Genomic DNA, 16758 nt, shown 5'->3' with positions numbered 1-16758 from the left:
ATCAGGTGAAAAAATGCCGTGGGCGCCTAACTCAACAGCTAGACCGGCGGTCGTCACATCACGATTTGGGACGATTGGGCACGGTAGTGCTTTTCCCACGGTTGCTTGGAACCCTCACTGCGAAGCACGAATAAACCATGCGGCTGCACCCTCGACGGATCTGAAATCGCCGAACGAGCGCGATTTAATATCTGGCTGCTGCTCGCGGGCTATCGCTGCCAGGTCCGTGCCCGGGAGTAATTCGAGTAGTACCTTGCAGCCGCGCTCCTTCAGGCTTGAGAGACATGTCATCCAGTCGATACAGGTGTTCAATTGCCTCGCTAGCTTCTCTGAGGCTTCGGTCTTGGTCCGGACCCATGAGCCGTCGATACCGGAAAGGATCGGAAAGGCGGGAGCATGGAATGTCACCTGCTCCAGCGCTCGACGAAACGGGGCAACCGCGTTCGTCATCAAGGGAGTGTGAGAGGCAATCGCAATCGGCAGCGAAGTCGTCCGAGCACCCATTGTCTGAACGGTCCGGCCTACGTCACCCAGAGAATCAATGCCACCGCCTATTACGAACCGATCCACCCCGTTGCATATGGCGATGTAAGTGTCGTTTTGCCTGCATATGCTCTCAAGGGCTCGTCCAGACATTCCTCTGACAGCCATCATTCCGCTTGGCGCAGCCCAAGCCTTGTCCATCAATTCGGCTCGCAGAGCCGCAAGCCTGATGACATCAGCCGTACCTATCGCACCAGCGCATCCATAGGCAGCCAGCTCGCCGATACTGTACCCAGCGATGCAGCTTACTGTAATGCGAGGTCGGGCGATCGCTGAAAACGAGGCCATCTCGATAGCGCAAATGACCGGTTGAGCGACAGCGTTTCGATGGAGGTCCTCGCTGCTCACCACATCTCCAATAGGCCTTTCCATCACGCTGTAAAACGCCTCTAAAACCGGCTGAGCCGCTGGATGCTCGAGCAAAAAATCGAGAGCTGATGCCGATTGAGAGTTCTGCCCCGGACACAGAACACCGACGCTCATTGGCTAGCCTCAACGTCAAAGAGAAAGGTGGTGCAGGCCAACATATCCGCCGCACCTCCTGGGGAAAGCCGCCGCCGCGAAAACTCCTTGTGAAGCTCGATCGCCCGGTCATGTGCGTTGGTGGCGTAGATGCCGCCGTGAGATAGGAAGCTACGCGCGGCGTCTTGAACGAATGAAAGTCCAGCCGGGCCAGCGCGGTGCAGAATGTTCGTGTCCTGCAGGACTGCCATCACAGCAAACAGCGCTTGAAGTGAGGCATCTTCGCGTGTCGAACCGTTCGCCAGCATCGTCCTGAACGCCGGTAACGCCACCTCCAAGACAATTGGGAAGCCAGCTGCCGCTGCCTCTCGGGCTCCTGTACCGCCGTACAGCGCGCGCACCCGCAATCCATTGGAAACGGGGGCGCCGATAGCGGATGCCAGAATGGCAGAACCCCACAAATTCGTAACCATACTGCAGACAGTCTGCGCAGTCGCCGCCAGCCCCTTCGATCGACAATAACCAGCAGCGGCAGAGAGTAGACCAAGATTGAATATAGCGCCGCGATGGGTGTTAACCGATCCGGTGGCGCGCATCATCCGCTTCTCCGCTGTGAGGGCCAGAGACCGCAGTGAGGGAAATTCTTGACCTCGAGCGCCGACCTCGGCGATCTGGGGGAAATAAGACCGTAACGAAAACAGGCTGCGCATGAATGTTGTGATGTCCATGTCAGCGTGTGCGCCGGCGTCGATTGGACTAACCAGGCCCGGCTTCGGATATAGGGAAAGCTCGCCATACAATGCTCGTATCGCGATCCTCCCGATCGACCTGCTCATCGGAGAGAGGTCGCAGGCCCTATGATCAAAGTCGCTTTTGAGGTTCAGGTTCATCTAACACCCAGTGCCTGAATAATCGCAGATGCGGCGACCATCTCCGGCCCACCATGACGTTTCAGCAATACATGTTCGGGCATCATCGTGAGCTCCTTGAGATTTACCCCACCGCGACCGCAGAGGTAGAGTTCAGGATCAAGTCGAGGCGAGCCTTCGATTGACAAAAGCGCATGCGCAGCTCCTAGGATATCTGTTGTCCGATCGCATCTAACCACCAGGTCGAGGTCGGAGCTTTCCCGGAGATAGGTTGCGCCGGTCAGATGGGTCCAGGCGACTGAACCGAATACCGTCAACGTCAATCGTTGCTGAGCGGCTACCTCCAATGTTTGGGCGATTTTGATCCGCCACGAGAGCGGCGTAGAAGCAACCACCGCAGCAAGTTCAAGCTCGGGCAAGAGCCGATCGATTGCAGCCGGCATAACAACAATGCCAAAGCGTCTTTTGTCAGGCGTTGCTATTCCGAGGCGAATGCTGCCTTCACGGTCGCATTTAGCCGACGCAGCCACAACGAGAGGCCGTCCTGCGTCGATCCAATCCTCAATCACCCCGGCCGCTGGCTCTTGCGCCAAAATGGTCGGCGCTACAACGTGATCCCGCCAAACGCGGCGCAAAAGGATAAAGCGGTGGCGATCAGGCCGGATCATAGCGGACTCGGTCTGAGACTATTTTTGCCAGTGATCGGCCGCGCCGCTCCTCTCCGTACTGTCGACGACGGTCAGCTGACCCAAGATCGGCGCCTAGTGCTTCAACGAGTGCTTTGGAAAGATCACCGTCCCAGATTTCGGCAATAGCGCCCATAGCAAAGTAATTTGAAACTCCGGGCGCAAAGACAGGGCTGCGCTCGGAAAGGAGTTCGAGGCGCTCAACGGGAATCTTTGTGACGCGGGACATGGCCTTCAGGTTCATTACTCGAACTTCCGCGCCGGGCAGTGCATAGCAGGCATCTGCAAGCATACTGGTCGACAGGAAGCCCGCGCTGACAGCTTCGCCAGATACCAGTCCAAGGATTTTGTGGCCTCGCCCGCGTGCGACCTCGAGGCATTTAGCGACATGTGCAATATAGCCGTTCAGGCCCAAAAGCTCATCACGACGGCTCATCTTCTGCCCTGCGGTGTCGACTAACAGCAGAATTGTCGATCCGGGATGGTCTCTCATTACCATGACAATCTGACTCGCGATCCGCAAAGCTAAATCAACACCGATAAGCGCACGCTCGCGAGTGCCTATGATGTTGATTCGCTTTTCTTGCAGGCACCCAACGCCGTAGAAAAACTCATTTTCGAAAGTGATGGAGTGACCATCGGGGAATAGGCGATCAGCAAGATCTTTAACGATCACGACACAATCCTCAACGAATCCGCGGTCTCATGAAACTCCTTGACATCAAGAAGCGGAATGGCGTCCGGGTTTGGAACGCCGAGTGCTGCCCACATGTCTAATGCGTCATGCGACGCCTCGAATCGGGCAAGGCGGTCCTTCAAACGCATCTGTTCCGTCTCGACTTCATCAAGATTAAGGACGGAGCCACTGCTCAATCCGTAAATCGCTTGCTGACGAAAGGCAGCAATTTCGTCTGACACGAGCGCCGATGCCTCGCCTATGAGATAGCGGTGCTTGCCACCTACGGTTCGCCACACGAGTGGCCGATCTGAGGCGTCGAATTCCTCAACGCCAACGGTTGCCTCGATGACCTCTGGCCCAGACAACCCAAGCCGACCTTCCTCAGACATGACGATGTAGGAAGCGAGACGAGCGGCGATTCCCATTCCGCCGAAAACACCGTAACGGCCACCATCCAAGACGATAACGGGTAGGGCCGCGGCTCGCAGATTAAGCATAGCCCGCATGATTTCAGACACGGCTATCAAGCCGGCATTCGCTTCATGAAGTCGCACCCCTCCAGATTCCAGCAACAGAAGGACGCCGTCCGGCCGTTCGTCTAATGCGCGCTCAAGCAAGCCGGTGATTTTTGCTCCGTGGACCTCTCCAACTGCTCCACCCATGAAGCCGCCTTCTTGTGCCGCGAGCAGAATAGATCTGCCGTCGAGCATACCTTTGCCGACGGTCACCCCATCATCGAAGGCGGCAGGCGAGCCAAGAGGTTCCAGATGCGGACTTCTTAAACGGCTTTGAGGCGGGAGAATTTCAATGAAACTTCCCGGATCCAATAGGCCCGCTATCCTCTCGCGGGCCGTCGCTTCATACCAGCTCGTCTTCATCTCTTTGCCCCTACTTTCGATCTCGGCTATATGCGGTCAGCGCCTGGTCAAGCCGCAGCGCGACCACGGCCGGCGTCGCACCAGCGTCATTAATCGAAACTAATACATCGCCGATCTTCCAACGGTCGAACACGTCGGTGAGGACGGCCTCCCATATTTTGGCGAATCCAGACGCCGAGGTTTCAATCTCGACACGGCAAGCTCCTCCCAGATCCGCGGCTTCCACCATGATTTCAAGGTTTCCGGAACTCACGACGCCGCACAGGACGGACTTCGAACCTGCGGCGAATTGCTTCGTGGCAGTGAAGTCAAACAACAGCTTCTCCATCTCAACCTCACCAGTTTCTAAAACGCGCAGGCGGCCGATAAAGCCCGTGAGACGCACGGACGATGTCTTTCATCGATCGCGCTGCCAACAAATCGCGCGTTGCAAGAGACACATCAATGCCCAGATCGGTCGGACGGCGGATAACGCCTCGATCCCTTAGATTTTCGACCATCCGCTTGTCGCGTGACAGCCCAACCGGCGTATAGCCGGCGACACCCCGGATCGCTTGTTCACGTTCCTCTGGTGTTCGGCAAAGCAGCAGGTTGGCAATACCTTCCTCGGTGAGAATATGTGTGACATCGTCGCCGTAGATCATCACCGGGGGGAGCTCCAGACCGGCACTCTCCGCCAATTCCCAGGCATCGAGTGTCTCGACAAATGCCGGCACCATATGTTCCCGGAAGGACTCGACGATCTGGACTACCAGTTTTCGTCCGCGCGGCATGAGACCCGTGGTCGCCTCGCGGCCCGCCTTCAACCACGCGGGAGACGCATGCCGCCTCCCGCGGGCGTCCGATCCCATGTTTGGAGCGCCACCGAAACCCGAAACCCGATCGAGGGTGGCCGTGGAGCTATTGCCCGCAAGATCAATCTGCAGTGTGGAGCCGATAAATAGATCGCAGCCATATAGGCCGGCCGTCTGGCTGAGTGCGCGGTTGGACCGCATCGAGCCGTCCGGACCCGTGAAGAAAACATCAGGACGCGCGCGGATGTAGTCTTCCATTCCGAGCTCGGACCCAAAGGAGTGCACGCTTTGGATGAAGCCAGCTTCGATGGCGGGTATGAGCGTCGGATGGGGGTTCAGTGCCCAATGCGTTGCGATCTTCCCCTTGAGCCCTAAGCTGTCGGCGTAAGTTGGTAAGAGAAGCTCGATCGCTGCGGTGTCAAAACCGATGCCATGATTGAGGCTTTTTACCTCATACTCTTGGTAAATCCCCTTTATCGCCATCATCGCCATCAGGACCTGGATCTCGGAAATGAGCGCCGGGTCGCGCGTGAACAGAGGTTCGATGTAGTGAGGCTTAGGACTCGGGACCACGTAGTCAATCCAATCAGCAGGAATGTCTACCCGCGGAAGAACGTCGACCACTTCATTCACTTGCGCGATAACCACTCCTTGTCGAAACGTTGTTGCCTCGACAATGACCGGTGTGTCTTCCGTGTTTCCACCGGTGTAAAGGTTGCCATCTCTGTCAGCAGCCTGAGCGCAGATCAGTGCGACCCTCGGGGTCAGATCTACGAAGTAACGGCCAAAGAGTTCGAGATAGGTGTGGATCGCACCGACTTGAAGATTTCCGCTTCGTATCAATCGCGCTAACCGCGTTGCCTGCGGGCCGGCGAAGGAGAAATCCAGCCGAGAAGCGATGCCGGTTTCAAAAATGTCGAGGTGCTCGGGTAAAGCCAGCACGGATTGCACTATGTGTAACCCGTGGACTAAGGCGGGATCGACTTTGCTAAGCGCCGCGGCGAGAAAGTCAGCCTGTTTTTGATTGTTTCCTTCCAGGCAAAGACGATCGCCAGGCTCGATTACCGCCTGCATGAGAGCTGTCGCATCCCAAGAAGCTACCATCTTTCCTGAAGCGAATCTCGCTCCTCGCCCCAGTCGATCACGCTTGTTCCTGCTCAGCTCGTTCCACATGTGCCATCCCCGATGTGATCCTTAAAGTATACAGTTACATGAAATAACGGCAATACAGAATTTATAAATATGTATATATTGCCATAAAATATACACACGTGCTATTCAGCGGCTAACAAAGGGGAGGTGAGTTTGCAGAAATATCCGAACACCGAGGGAATGCGGTCCCGCAGAGCAGCCCTGATTGATCAGGTCACATACGAGACGTGGTATCAGGAGAGCGTCGAACATCCCGACAAGTTCTGGGGCAAGCATGGCAAGCGCATCGACTGGTTCAAGCCCTACACTAAGGTCAAAAAAACCTCCTTCGTCGGCGATGTCTCGATCAAGTGGTTCGAGGACGGGGAAACCAACGTCTCCTATAACTGCATCGACCGTCATGTGGCCGGGCACGGCGAGCAGGTTGCGATCATCTGGGAAGGCGACAATCCCTATAGCGACAAGAAGATCACCTATAACGAGCTGTACGAACACGTCTGCCGGCTGGCGAATGTGTTGATGAAGCACGGCGTCAAGAAGGGCGATCGTGTTACCATCTACATGCCGATGATCCCGGAAGCGGCCTATGCGATGCTTGCTTGCGCCCGCATCGGCGCGGTGCATTCCGTCGTCTTCGGCGGCTTTTCGCCAGAAGCGCTCGCTGGCCGCATCGTCGATTGTCAGTCGACCTTCGTGATTACCTGCGACGAGGGCGTGCGCGGCGGCAAGCCGATCCCGCTCAAGGAAAATACCGACACGGCAATCCACATCGCCGCCAAGCAATATGTCACCGTCGAGAAGGTTCTGGTCGTGCGCCGCACCGGCGGCAAGACCGGCTGGGCGCCGGGCCGCGACCTCTGGTATCATCAGGAGACCGCCAGCGTGAAGGCGGAATGCCCGCCGGTGAAGATGAAGGCGGAAGATCCGCTGTTCATCCTCTACACCTCAGGCTCTACCGGCAAGCCGAAGGGCGTATTGCACACGACGGGTGGCTATCTCGTCTACGCGGCAATGACGCACGAATACACGTTCGACTATCATCCCGGCGATATCTACTGGTGCACCGCCGATGTCGGCTGGGTCACCGGCCACTCCTACATCGTCTACGGACCGCTTGCGAACGGCGCGACGTCGCTGATGTTCGAAGGCGTGCCGAATTTCCCGGATCAGGGTCGGTTCTGGGAAATCATCGACAAGCACCAGGTCAATATCTTTTATACCGCCCCGACCGCGATCCGCTCGCTGATGGGCGCCGGCGATCATTTCGTGAAGCGCTCTTCCCGTTCCAGCCTGCGCCTGCTCGGCACGGTCGGCGAACCGATCAATCCGGAAGCCTGGGAATGGTATTATCACGTCGTCGGTGACGGGCGCTGCCCGATCGTCGATACCTGGTGGCAGACTGAAACCGGCGGTCACATGATCACGCCGCTGCCAGGCGCCACGGACCTGAAGCCGGGCTCGGCCACCTTGCCCTTCTTCGGCGTCCAGCCTCAGTTGGTCGACAATGAGGGCAACGTTCTCGAAGGTGCCGCCGACGGCAATCTTTGCATCGCCGACAGCTGGCCGGGCCAGATGCGCACGGTCTATGGCGACCATGAGCGTTTCATCCAGACCTATTTCTCCACCTACAAGGGGAAGTACTTCACCGGCGACGGCTGCCGTCGCGACGAGGATGGCTATTACTGGATCACCGGCCGCGTCGACGACGTTCTCAACGTCTCCGGCCATCGTCTCGGCACGGCGGAAGTCGAATCGGCGCTGGTCTCGCACAATCTGGTGTCGGAAGCTGCCGTCGTCGGCTATCCACACGCGATCAAGGGTCAGGGCATCTATTGCTATGTCACCCTTATGGCTGGCCATGAGGGAACGGATGCGCTGCGGCAGGACCTGGTGAAGCATGTCCGCACCGAGATCGGTCCGATTGCGGCGCCGGACAAGATCCAGTTCGCTCCGGGCCTGCCGAAGACCCGGTCGGGCAAGATCATGCGCCGTATCCTGCGCAAGATCGCCGAAGACGATTTCGGCGCGCTCGGCGACACGTCGACGCTGGCCGATCCAGCCGTCGTCGACGATCTCATCGCCAACAGGCAGAACAGGGCGAATGCCGAATGAACGAAATATGGAACGGTATGAAATGAAATTGGTGCTTTTAGGTCCTCCCGGGGCGGGCAAGGGAACACAAGCCAAGCGGCTTGCTGCGCGCTACCACGTCCCGCATCTTTCCACCGGCGACATTCTGCGCTCTGAGGTGAAAGCGGGGAGTGAGCTCGGTCGACTGGTTGAAGACAAGATGGGTGCCGGCAAGTTGATCGACGACGAGACGATATCGTCAGTCGTCGCCGGCAGGCTCGCCCAGTCGGACACGGTGAACGGCTTTATTCTGGACGGCTATCCTCGTACTGTTGCCCAAGCGAACACGCTCGAACAGCGTCTGGGGTCGGACGGTCTTACGGCGGTGATCGAGCTTTCGGTTGACGAAGCAGAGTTATTCGATCGCATTCAGGCACGGGCAACGGAAGCCGGGAGTGCAGGCGCGCAGGCGCGGAAAGACGACAATACGGCGATCCTTCGCGAAAGGCTCCAAACGTTCGCTATCGAGACGAAGCCATTATCCGAGTTTTATGCAAGCCGCGGACTGTTGATCCAAATCGATGGGCGGGCGTCGGCTGATGAGGTAGCAGCGCACATCGCCGATCATCTACCCAAGCACGGATGAGGTAGCGGGCGAAAGAAAGGGGGCATCATACCCGGTCGAGTCGAAATTGAGAGCATTGAATTGCGGCAATCAAATTATGTTCGTCGGCCCGCGCAGCATCGCCGCTGATAGTATCTAGGCTTTGTCAGTCGACGTCTGTATCAAGTGTGAGTTCAACGTCACACACGTGACTTCACGCACGGAAAGGGCTGTCATGCAGGGAAGCGAGGACATTCGATCCTTAAGTCAACGTATCCGTGTTTCGCTCATGGACGACATATCAACAGGCAATATCGCTCCCGGGACCGTGCTTGATGAAAACAATCTGGCCATACAGTTCTCAGCCTCTCGCACGCCGGTTCGAGAGGCCCTTAAACAGCTAGAAAGCAGCGGTCTCATCGAAATTCGACCGCGAAAGGGAGCAATTGTCCTTCCGTTGACGCTTCCAAAACTCATGGAGATGTTCGAGGTAACAGCTGAGATGGAGGCAATGTGCGTAAGGTTGGCAACACATCGCATCACAGGAGATGAGCGGGCCCTTCTGTGTGAGATCCATGATGCAGCCGCGATTGCCGTTACAAACAAGGACCTTGACCTCTACGATGAGTCGAATCTTCGCTTTCACGAGCAGCTCTACAGCTCCGCACACAACGCCTTTCTTTTTGAAGAGCTTCTGCGCTTGAGATCACGGCTCATGCCGTTCAGACGAACCCAACTCAGACATGAAGACCGCCTGGAAAAGTCGCATTCAGAGCATGCTGAGATCCTGAGAGCGATCATGCGGGGCGACGGAGATGAAGCGGCTCGAGTGATGCGCGAACACATGTTGAACGCTGCAGTAACTTTAGCGCGGTTCATGTCCGCCGGATCTCGGAGCAGCGAGCCAACTGATCTATGACGCCTGTCTCACGCTCTCGAATTTTCGTTTTCCTTCGGCCACGAAGCTACGAATATATTCACGACGTCATCAATGACGACGCTTCTTGGAACACTCGGGTCCAATTCGTAGGCGTACTTCCTGACACCGTAGTAAAAGATGCTTCCTTGTAGGCTCCAAGCTATCTCCATGTAACGCGCCTCGCTGGATTTTGAAATCTGAATGCCGTGGGCAGCACAGATTTCCATTGCAATCCGTCGAATGACGCGCTCTTCCACCAAGCGGATGTATGAGCTTGTGATCCCTACGTTTTTCAGACCGGCGAAAAGATAGATCCGCATCCAGCCGCGGTTCATAATGACGTCGGTGTAGCTCCTGTAGAATCGGATAAGCCGCTCCGTTATCGGCCGGCTGCGGTCGACCAAAATCTCATCCCACGCGGTATCCCAGACATCTAAAAAGACCCGCTTGTAAACTTCCTCAATCAGATCGTCCTTGGTCTTGAAATATTTGTACATCAAAGGCTGGGTGGTCCCAAGATGACGCGCCAAGTCACGCGTCGTTGCGTCGAACCCACGTTCAGCAAAAACATCGACGGCTTTTTTCAAGATCATCTCGCGACGCTGTTCGAACGGGAGGCGTTCTGATGAGCGAACCGGCTTCGATCGGGTCTTCGAAACGACATCAACCTTCAATACTTCAGCTTTCTTTCCGAGACCCATTGAGGATTGCACCTTACTTTTAGATTTCATCACGTCTGCCCTTTTTTGATGTCGCAGGCATTGTTCCTCCGGCTTTGCAGATTTCTGTCGACTTTATTGTGCCGATAACCAAGCGATGAGGTCGTAACATAACACAAAGATTGAGTTTTTTCGCAGAAATCAGAAAGAAGGTATTTTTTGATAACCTAACCGCAAACTAAGGGTTGTTTCAAGGGGAAATCGGCGTTTTGACAAACCGTATTGACTGATCAGTCTTCGTTCACTAAGTTATCAATCGATAACCAACCTAGTGGAGGAAACGATGAAGGTTGATCTGACTGCAATTCAAACGGCATCTCGGGAATTGTCGAACTGGGGGCGTTGGGGGGAGGACGATCAGATCGGCACCCTGAACAATATCACTCCGGCGAATATCGTCGATGCGGCGCGGTTGGTGCGCAAAGGCAAGGTTTTTGCGCTGGGACTCTCCCTGAAGGAGCCAATTCAGTCAGGCCTCTTTGGTGGCCGATGGAACCCGATCCACACGATGCTTGCCACCGGTAGTGACGCGGTGCTCGGCAATCAAGATGAGCCTGCACCATATCTAAGGTATGCTGACGATGCCATCAACATGCCGTGCCAGGCGTCGACGCAGTGGGATGCACTGTGCCACATCTTTATGGGCGACAAGATGTACAACGGCTTTGATGCAAGTTTGGTCGACGTCAAGGGCGCCAAGAAGAATGGTATCGAACACGTTCGAGACAAAATGGTCGGCCGGGGCGTTCTGTTAGATGTAGCCCGCTACAAGCAGGTTGATTCCCTCGATGACGGGTATGCAATATCGCGCGACGACCTGGATGGATGTGCAGCGTCGCAGGGAGTCGAAATAAGGAAGGGCGATTTCGTCATTGTACGAACCGGCCATCAGGAACGTTGCCTGGCAAAGGGTGATTGGACCGGCTACGCTGGCGGATCTGCCCCGGGCTTCGGTTTCGAGACATGTTACTGGCTAAAAGAGAAGGATGTCGCCGCTATCTGCTCCGACACCTGGGGCTGCGAGGTTCGTCCTAACGAAACCAACGATGCAAACCAACCGTGGCACTGGGTCGTGATCCCGGCAATTGGGATCTCGATGGGTGAGATATTCTATTTGAAGGAGCTCGCACAGGACTGCGCGGAAGACAAGATCTATGAGTTTTTCTTCTCCGCACCGCCTCTCCACCTCCCGGGGGGCGCCGGCTCGCCGATCAATCCGCAGGCAATCAAATAAGAACGGCAGCGGATATCCAACCTGGAGGAAGAATAGCAATGGCCCAAGAAGTCGCCGAAATCAAAGATAGTATGCAAATCATTTGGGATCAGCCGATCGCAATGGACGATGGGGTGGTGCTCAGAGCGGACGTTTTTCGCCCGATAGGCGAGGGGTCCTACCCCGTCATCATGACCTATGGCCCGTATGGCAAAGGACTGCATTTTGAGGACGGCTACAAAACCGCCTGGGACCGAATGTGCTCCGAAGATCCTGACGCTGTCAGCAACACCTCCAACAAATATGCCAATTGGGAGGTGGTCGATCCAGAAAAATGGGTGCCGGATGGCTATGTCGTAGTCCGGGTCGACTCTCGTGGTGCGGGACGTTCTCCAGGTTACCTTTGCCACAACAATGATCGCGAGCAGCAGGACTACTATCAGTGCATCGAGTGGGCGGGCAGCCAAGCGTGGTCAAACGGCAAGGTTGGCCTGAACGGAATTTCCTACTACGGTGCTAACCAGTGGCGCGCCGCGGGAACGCAGCCGCCGCACTTGGCTGCAATCTGCGTCTGGGAAGGGTGGCACGACAATTACCGCGATGGCAATCGCCATGGAGGTATTCTTTGCACCTTCCGAAAGCATTGGCAGGATATGCAGGTCAAGACGGTGCAGCACGGGGTGGGCGACCGAGGCCGGCGGAGCAGAGTCACGGGGGAGCTGGTCTGCGGACCGGAGACACTGAGTGACGACGAGTTGCTCGCAAACCGGGAGAACATGCACGAAGAAATGCTCGCGCGTGAGATGCTGACGGACTATTACCTCGAACGCTCGGCAAAACCCGATCGAATAAAGGTGCCGGTTCTATCCGCTGGCAACTGGGGCGGAGCAGGCCTTCACGCCCGGGGTAATTTCGAAGGGTTCCTCGCCGCTGCCTCTGAACAAAAATGGTTGGAGGTCCACGGTGGATCTCATTGGGCCCCCTTCTATACGGACCGTGGGGTCTTCATACAGAAGCAGTTCTTTGATCACTTCCTGAAGGGCCATGAAAATGGCTGGGATGAGCGTCCTAGGGTTCAACTGCTGGTCCGGCATCCCGGCGAACGCTTCGTTGAGCGTTACGAAAATGAGTGGCCTCTGGCGAGGACGTCGTGGGAGAAGCTGCATCTCTCTGACCTGAGCGGACTTAAGCCGACCAAATCAGCCGTCGAAAAGCAATTGTCATTCGATGCGATGGGCGATGGCTTGACCTTCCTGACCGAACCAACAGAGACCGAGACGGAAATCACAGGTCCCATCGGGGCTCGATTGGCGATCTCGTCTTCTACCGTGGACGCTGACCTATTCCTGATCGTGCGTGTGTTCGCACCCGATATGAAGGAAGTAACGTTCCAAGGTGCGCTCGATCCGCATACGCCCATCGCGCAAGGTTGGCTTAGAGCGTCCCATCGTAAGCTCGATCCGAAGAAAAGCCTTCCTTACAGACCGTGGCACACTCACGATGAAAAGCAGCCACTAGAGCCAGGTCAGATCTATCAACTCGACATCGAGATATGGCCGACCTGTATCGTTGTTCCCAAAGGCTATCGGCTCGCGCTCAGCGTACGGGGCAGGGATTATGTATATCCGGGTGGCAGCGGAGGGCGTTTGTCAAACATGAAGAACGAGTTCACCGGATGCGGCCCGTTTCTTCATGATGATGAAAGTGATCGGCCCCTCGAAGTGTTTGGCGGTACAACGACTGTGCACCTCGGAGAAGGACACGAAAACTATGTCTTGCTTCCATACATTCCTGCTACGATGTAAGGTTCGCACAAAGCATAAAAATGTTCGCGGTTTAAGCCGGCGCGATGTGGCACGGCGGCTTTCCTTCGTCAGCGCCGTGGCTTTTGGTGGGGGGTGGAACGTGTTTCGCGATTGGACGTCGGACCTCGCTCAGGGACATTGCTGCTACAGCAAGTAACCGGACGGGCACAAGAGCGTGCGAAACATGATTGCAGGTCTCACCCCGCCGCTCGACGGGTAGTACCCGACACTTATCACCTCTACGGTCTGCTCAAAACTGGAGAGAAGTGGGGCTCCAGGTTGCTCTTCGACCAGTCTAGGGAGATAAACGCGAACGGATTGCGCGATTTCCACAAGATGGAGATCCTAAAAAAAATATAGCCGCCTGGGTGGGCGGCTAGTATTTGGCGAGCGACCGATCCTTTTGTGAGAACCGGGTTACCGCTTGCCGCTGCTCCAGCTCGGCAGACCGCTGACAAGTTACAATCCGTAATTACAAGCTCGGTACCACACTACTCGCCAGAAAAACCTCGACCTCGCGGTGGAATCTCTCAGGTTCCTCCGAGAATAAAAAATGCCCCGAGTGCTCGAACTCGACCAACTTACTGTTTGGCACACCGCGTGCGATGGCACGACTGGCGCGCGGTGAGCACCCGAACAAGCCTTCCTGCCGCAATTTCCTCGGCGAACATCCAGCTCGGCCCCTGGGCGAGACCAAGCCCGGCGCGTACTGCCGCCATTACGCCCACGGCATCGTTCGTACGCAGCTTTGCCGAAGGCATGATGGCGATTTCGCCTTCGGAGTTGCGAAACTTCCACGTTTTTGAACTGCCCTGGAACATGAACGGAAGACAGTTGTGCCGCTCTAGGTCTGCGAGTGTCATCGGTATCCCGTGCAGATCAAGATAGGCTGGCGTCGCCACCACAACCGCTTCCACGCAGCCCATCTGACGCGCCACCAGGCTTGAATCCGAAAGGTGCCCGAGGCGTATTGCAACGTCGACGCCATCCTCGACTAAACTTACATAACGCTCAGACACTTCAAGGTCGATCGTGAGATCCGGGTAGCGCGCGAACAGCGAGGGGAGCCCTGGAACATTAGTGGAAAAGTGGCGGTGATCCTCGGCGGTACGACTGGTATGGCCCTGGAAACTGCCAAGGTGTTTGTCGAGGAAGACGCCTATGTATTCGTCACCGGGCGGCGTCAGGACGTTATCGATGTTGCCGTCGCCGACATCGGAAAAAACGTCAGGGGCGTCCAGGGTGACGTCGGCAACATGGACGATCTTGATCGGTTGTTTGAAACGGTCCGGACCGAAAAGGGCCACATCGATGTGCTTTTTGTCAGTGCAGGTGCGGGCCATATGGGCGAGTTCGTAACCACCGTAACACCTGAGGTGTTCGATCACACCTTCAACATCAATGTGAAGGCAGCGCTGTTCGCTGTTCAGAAAGCGCTTCCGCTCTTCCGCGATGGCGGGTCGATCATCCTGAACAGCTCCATCGCTCACTTGAAGGGCATGCCCGGGGCAAGCGTCTACAGTGCCAGCAAAGCTGCCGTGCGTGCCTTCGCGCGCGGGTGGACGATGGAGCTGAAGGACCGCAACATTCGGGTCAATGTGATCAGTCCTGGTCCGATCGATACACCATTCACCCAGCCGGCACCGCAGGAATGGAAAGATGCCATGGCCGCGATGGTGCCGTTGGGGCGTTTCGGGCGCCCTCGGGAGATTGCGACAGCGGCTCTCTTCCTGGCGTCCGAGGACTCCAGCTTTATCACGGGCGTTGATCTGTGTGTCGATGGCGGGCTGACCCAAGTTTAACGACATCGCCCTGTCGATGGCGAACGGATTTCAGTCGGCAAATCATCAAAAGAGGCTGTAAATAGGCGTTGCGCAGTGACCCCGGTCGTCCAACGAAAACATCGTTTATCGTTCCGATCGGCATCGGGACCCCATGCCGGTTCACAAGCGGAGAGCTCTCTTCCGCTTGACGTAAGCTCGCGGTCGCTCACCCGCGCCTGACCAAAAGAAGACCGTTGCCAGAGCTCATCAAACTGGCAACGGCCTTCTGCCGGATTGCCCCCAATCCGACGTTGGTAAGCCCCACCGCATCTAAAAACAGAGGTCTCGGGATAAATGGGGCCAGAACAAGAGCAGTCCGAAATCGATGGGATGGAAGGCTCCCGCTCCGCGGGTGCTAAGATGGCATCGGTTAGGATGGACAAACCGGGAGCGTTCAAATGGAAGAGATCTCTACCGTTGGCATCGATATAGCGAAATCGGTGTTTCAGGTTCATGCGATTGATCACGGCGGCAATGTAGTGGTACGGCGACAGTTGCGACGCCAACAGATGCTGAAATTCTTTGCGCAGGTACCACCCTGCATCATCGGCATCGAGGCTTGCGGAACCGCTCATTATTGGGCACGCGAGCTTTCTGCTCTCGGGCATGACGTGCGGCTGATGCCGCCAGCCTATGTGAAGCCTTACGTCAAAAGGCAGAAAAATGACGCCGCGGACGCTGAGGCGATCTGTGAAGCAGTGACGCGACCGACAATGCGTTTCGTGCCGGTGAAGTCCGTAGAGCAGCAGTCAGCGGCGATGTTGCACCGTTCAAGAGCTCTGCTCATCAAGCAACGCACGATGCTTCTGCACTCCATCCGTGCCCATCTTGCCGAGCTTGGCTTTTCGATTGGTGTCGGAATTGCTCAGATGGCACGCGTTGTCCGCGAGCTTGCTCAAGGTGAGCGATCAGATCTCCCGGAGCTTGCCCGGTTCGTCCTTGAGGCGCTGGCGAAGTTAGTTTGCGACCTGGCGCAACGTCTTCAGGCAATCGAAAAGAAGCTAATCTCCTGGCATTACAAAAATGACCTATCGAACCGACTGGAAACCATACCTGGAGTGGGGTTTGTCACAGCGTCGGCCCTGTCGTCGATTGTTCCCGATCCGCAGGCTTTCAAGTCAGGGAGACATTTTGCCGCTTGGCTCGGCTTAGTACCGCGGCAGAACTCCTCCGGAGGCAAGGCGCGGCTCGGCCACATCAGCAAGCAAGGAAATCCATATATCCGGCAATTATTGGTGCTCGGCGCAACCTCTGTTTTACGCTACATTCGTCGCGACGGAGGTAGTGGCACAGGATGGATCGGTGGCTTGTTGAGACGTCGGCCGCCAAAGGTCGCAGCCGTCGCACTTGCCAACAAGATGGCTCGCATCGCGTGGTCGATCATGACCCGAGGTGGCGAATATGAGGAAATCAACGATCGGATCTGCCTCACTTTGTGTGGAGATTGGCCAATTTGATTGGCATCATCCGCGCTCTGAGAAGCTCTGGACCCGCTCTGCCGTACATTGCGCGCTTAATCGTCTTCAAGCGGTTGATCTGACC

16 protein-coding genes are annotated in these 16758 nt (G+C 56.4%); 7 read left to right on the top strand and 9 right to left on the bottom strand.

Going from position 1 to position 16758, the window contains the following annotated elements; genetic code table 11:
* Positions 1-114: 114 nt before the first annotated feature.
* The 7 genes from DTW90_RS33505 to mdcA are packed head-to-tail and all read right to left on the bottom strand — an operon-like array spanning position 115 to position 6084.
* Positions 115-1026, bottom strand: coding sequence for an acyltransferase domain-containing protein (locus tag DTW90_RS33505; RefSeq protein ID WP_149344126.1), 912 nt, complete (start codon positions 1024-1026; stop codon positions 115-117).
* A complete protein-coding gene (mdcB, locus tag DTW90_RS33500) occupies positions 1023-1895 on the bottom strand; it encodes a triphosphoribosyl-dephospho-CoA synthase MdcB (protein ID WP_149344124.1) in 873 nt (290 codons plus the stop codon). Before mdcB ends, DTW90_RS33505 begins: the two co-directional genes overlap by 4 nt.
* Positions 1892-2542 (bottom strand): malonate decarboxylase holo-[acyl-carrier-protein] synthase, encoded by a 651-nt coding sequence (mdcG, locus tag DTW90_RS33495; RefSeq protein ID WP_149344123.1) that lies wholly within the window; start codon positions 2540-2542, stop codon positions 1892-1894. Before mdcG ends, mdcB begins: the two co-directional genes overlap by 4 nt.
* Positions 2529-3236, bottom strand: a complete 708-nt coding sequence (locus tag DTW90_RS33490; protein WP_149344121.1) for a biotin-independent malonate decarboxylase subunit gamma — start codon at positions 3234-3236, stop codon at positions 2529-2531. Before DTW90_RS33490 ends, mdcG begins: the two co-directional genes overlap by 14 nt.
* Positions 3233-4117: a biotin-independent malonate decarboxylase subunit beta gene (locus DTW90_RS33485; protein ID WP_149344119.1), complete on the bottom strand. Its 885-nt coding sequence runs from the start codon at positions 4115-4117 to the stop codon at positions 3233-3235. The genes DTW90_RS33490 and DTW90_RS33485 overlap by 4 nt, the downstream gene beginning before the upstream one ends.
* Before the next feature lie 10 nt (positions 4118-4127).
* Positions 4128-4445: a malonate decarboxylase acyl carrier protein gene (mdcC, locus tag DTW90_RS33480; protein WP_149344117.1), complete on the bottom strand. Its 318-nt coding sequence runs from the start codon at positions 4443-4445 to the stop codon at positions 4128-4130.
* A 7-nt stretch (positions 4446-4452) separates the two neighbouring features.
* Entirely contained in the window at positions 4453-6084 is a 1632-nt protein-coding gene (gene mdcA, locus DTW90_RS33475; RefSeq protein WP_149344115.1) for a malonate decarboxylase subunit alpha, read from the bottom strand.
* A 126-nt stretch (positions 6085-6210) separates the two neighbouring features.
* Between mdcA and acs the strand changes: the two genes are divergently transcribed.
* From acs to DTW90_RS33460, 3 genes are all read left to right on the top strand, one after another.
* Complete coding sequence (gene acs, locus DTW90_RS33470) at positions 6211-8175, top strand: acetate--CoA ligase (RefSeq protein ID WP_149344113.1); 1965 nt, start codon at positions 6211-6213, stop codon at positions 8173-8175.
* Between the two features lie 7 nt (positions 8176-8182).
* Positions 8183-8779, top strand: coding sequence for an adenylate kinase (locus tag DTW90_RS33465; protein WP_246665156.1), 597 nt, complete (start codon positions 8183-8185; stop codon positions 8777-8779).
* 193 nt (positions 8780-8972) lie between these two features.
* A complete protein-coding gene (locus DTW90_RS33460; RefSeq protein ID WP_149344111.1) occupies positions 8973-9656 on the top strand; it encodes a GntR family transcriptional regulator in 684 nt (227 codons plus the stop codon).
* Positions 9657-9664: 8 nt separating this feature from the next.
* Here DTW90_RS33460 and DTW90_RS33455 read toward each other — a convergent pair whose 3' ends face one another.
* Entirely contained in the window at positions 9665-10357 is a 693-nt protein-coding gene (locus DTW90_RS33455) for a TetR/AcrR family transcriptional regulator (protein ID WP_188080143.1), read from the bottom strand.
* Between the two features lie 301 nt (positions 10358-10658).
* Here DTW90_RS33455 and DTW90_RS33450 point away from each other — a divergent pair, with 301 nt between their 5' ends.
* On the top strand, positions 10659-11609 hold the full coding sequence (locus tag DTW90_RS33450; protein WP_149344107.1) for a cyclase family protein: 951 nt from the start codon (positions 10659-10661) through the stop codon (positions 11607-11609).
* A gap of 38 nt (positions 11610-11647) precedes the next feature.
* The gene (locus DTW90_RS33445) at positions 11648-13393 is read left to right on the top strand and encodes a CocE/NonD family hydrolase (RefSeq protein ID WP_246665155.1); all 1746 of its coding nucleotides are present in this window, start codon (positions 11648-11650) and stop codon (positions 13391-13393) included.
* A 581-nt stretch (positions 13394-13974) separates the two neighbouring features.
* On the opposite strand, the gene DTW90_RS37915 is transcribed toward DTW90_RS33445, so the two are convergent.
* The gene (locus tag DTW90_RS37915) at positions 13975-14451 is read right to left on the bottom strand and encodes a substrate binding domain-containing protein (protein WP_281407600.1); all 477 of its coding nucleotides are present in this window, start codon (positions 14449-14451) and stop codon (positions 13975-13977) included.
* Between the two features lie 60 nt (positions 14452-14511).
* Here DTW90_RS37915 and DTW90_RS33435 point away from each other — a divergent pair, with 60 nt between their 5' ends.
* Both DTW90_RS33435 and DTW90_RS33430 read left to right on the top strand, forming a co-directional pair.
* Entirely contained in the window at positions 14512-15195 is a 684-nt protein-coding gene (locus DTW90_RS33435) for an SDR family oxidoreductase (protein ID WP_149344103.1), read from the top strand.
* A 419-nt stretch (positions 15196-15614) separates the two neighbouring features.
* Positions 15615-16673, top strand: coding sequence for an IS110 family transposase (locus DTW90_RS33430; RefSeq protein ID WP_149344101.1), 1059 nt, complete (start codon positions 15615-15617; stop codon positions 16671-16673).
* Positions 16674-16758: the final 85 nt, after the last annotated feature.

Origin of the sequence: Neorhizobium sp. P12A, from assembly GCF_008365395.1 — a bacterium.
Lineage (GTDB): Bacteria > Pseudomonadota > Alphaproteobacteria > Rhizobiales > Rhizobiaceae > Rhizobium.
The sequence above is the reverse complement of the archived record's forward strand: the minus strand, read 5'-3'. Positions and strand labels throughout refer to the sequence as shown.

Bases quoted from the DNA above. Each gene is read 5' to 3' on its own strand.
- DTW90_RS33505 (WP_149344126.1), bottom strand. From the start codon at position 1,026: ATGAGCGTCGGTGTTCTGTGTCCGGGGCAGAACTCTCAATCGGCATCA.
- mdcB (WP_149344124.1), bottom strand. From the start codon at position 1,895: ATGAACCTGAACCTCAAAAGCGACTTTGATCATAGGGCCTGCGACCTC.
- mdcG (WP_149344123.1), bottom strand. From the start codon at position 2,542: ATGATCCGGCCTGATCGCCACCGCTTTATCCTTTTGCGCCGCGTTTGG.
- DTW90_RS33485 (WP_149344119.1), bottom strand. From the start codon at position 4,117: ATGAAGACGAGCTGGTATGAAGCGACGGCCCGCGAGAGGATAGCGGGC.
- mdcC (WP_149344117.1), bottom strand. From the start codon at position 4,445: ATGGAGAAGCTGTTGTTTGACTTCACTGCCACGAAGCAATTCGCCGCA.
- mdcA (WP_149344115.1), bottom strand. From the start codon at position 6,084: ATGTGGAACGAGCTGAGCAGGAACAAGCGTGATCGACTGGGGCGAGGA.
- DTW90_RS33465 (WP_246665156.1), top strand. From the start codon at position 8,183: ATGGAACGGTATGAAATGAAATTGGTGCTTTTAGGTCCTCCCGGGGCG.
- DTW90_RS33460 (WP_149344111.1), top strand. From the start codon at position 8,973: ATGCAGGGAAGCGAGGACATTCGATCCTTAAGTCAACGTATCCGTGTT.
- DTW90_RS33455 (WP_188080143.1), bottom strand. From the start codon at position 10,357: ATGGGTCTCGGAAAGAAAGCTGAAGTATTGAAGGTTGATGTCGTTTCG.
- DTW90_RS33450 (WP_149344107.1), top strand. From the start codon at position 10,659: ATGAAGGTTGATCTGACTGCAATTCAAACGGCATCTCGGGAATTGTCG.
- DTW90_RS33445 (WP_246665155.1), top strand. From the start codon at position 11,648: ATGGCCCAAGAAGTCGCCGAAATCAAAGATAGTATGCAAATCATTTGG.
- DTW90_RS33435 (WP_149344103.1), top strand. From the start codon at position 14,512: ATGGCCCTGGAAACTGCCAAGGTGTTTGTCGAGGAAGACGCCTATGTA.
- DTW90_RS33430 (WP_149344101.1), top strand. From the start codon at position 15,615: ATGGAAGAGATCTCTACCGTTGGCATCGATATAGCGAAATCGGTGTTT.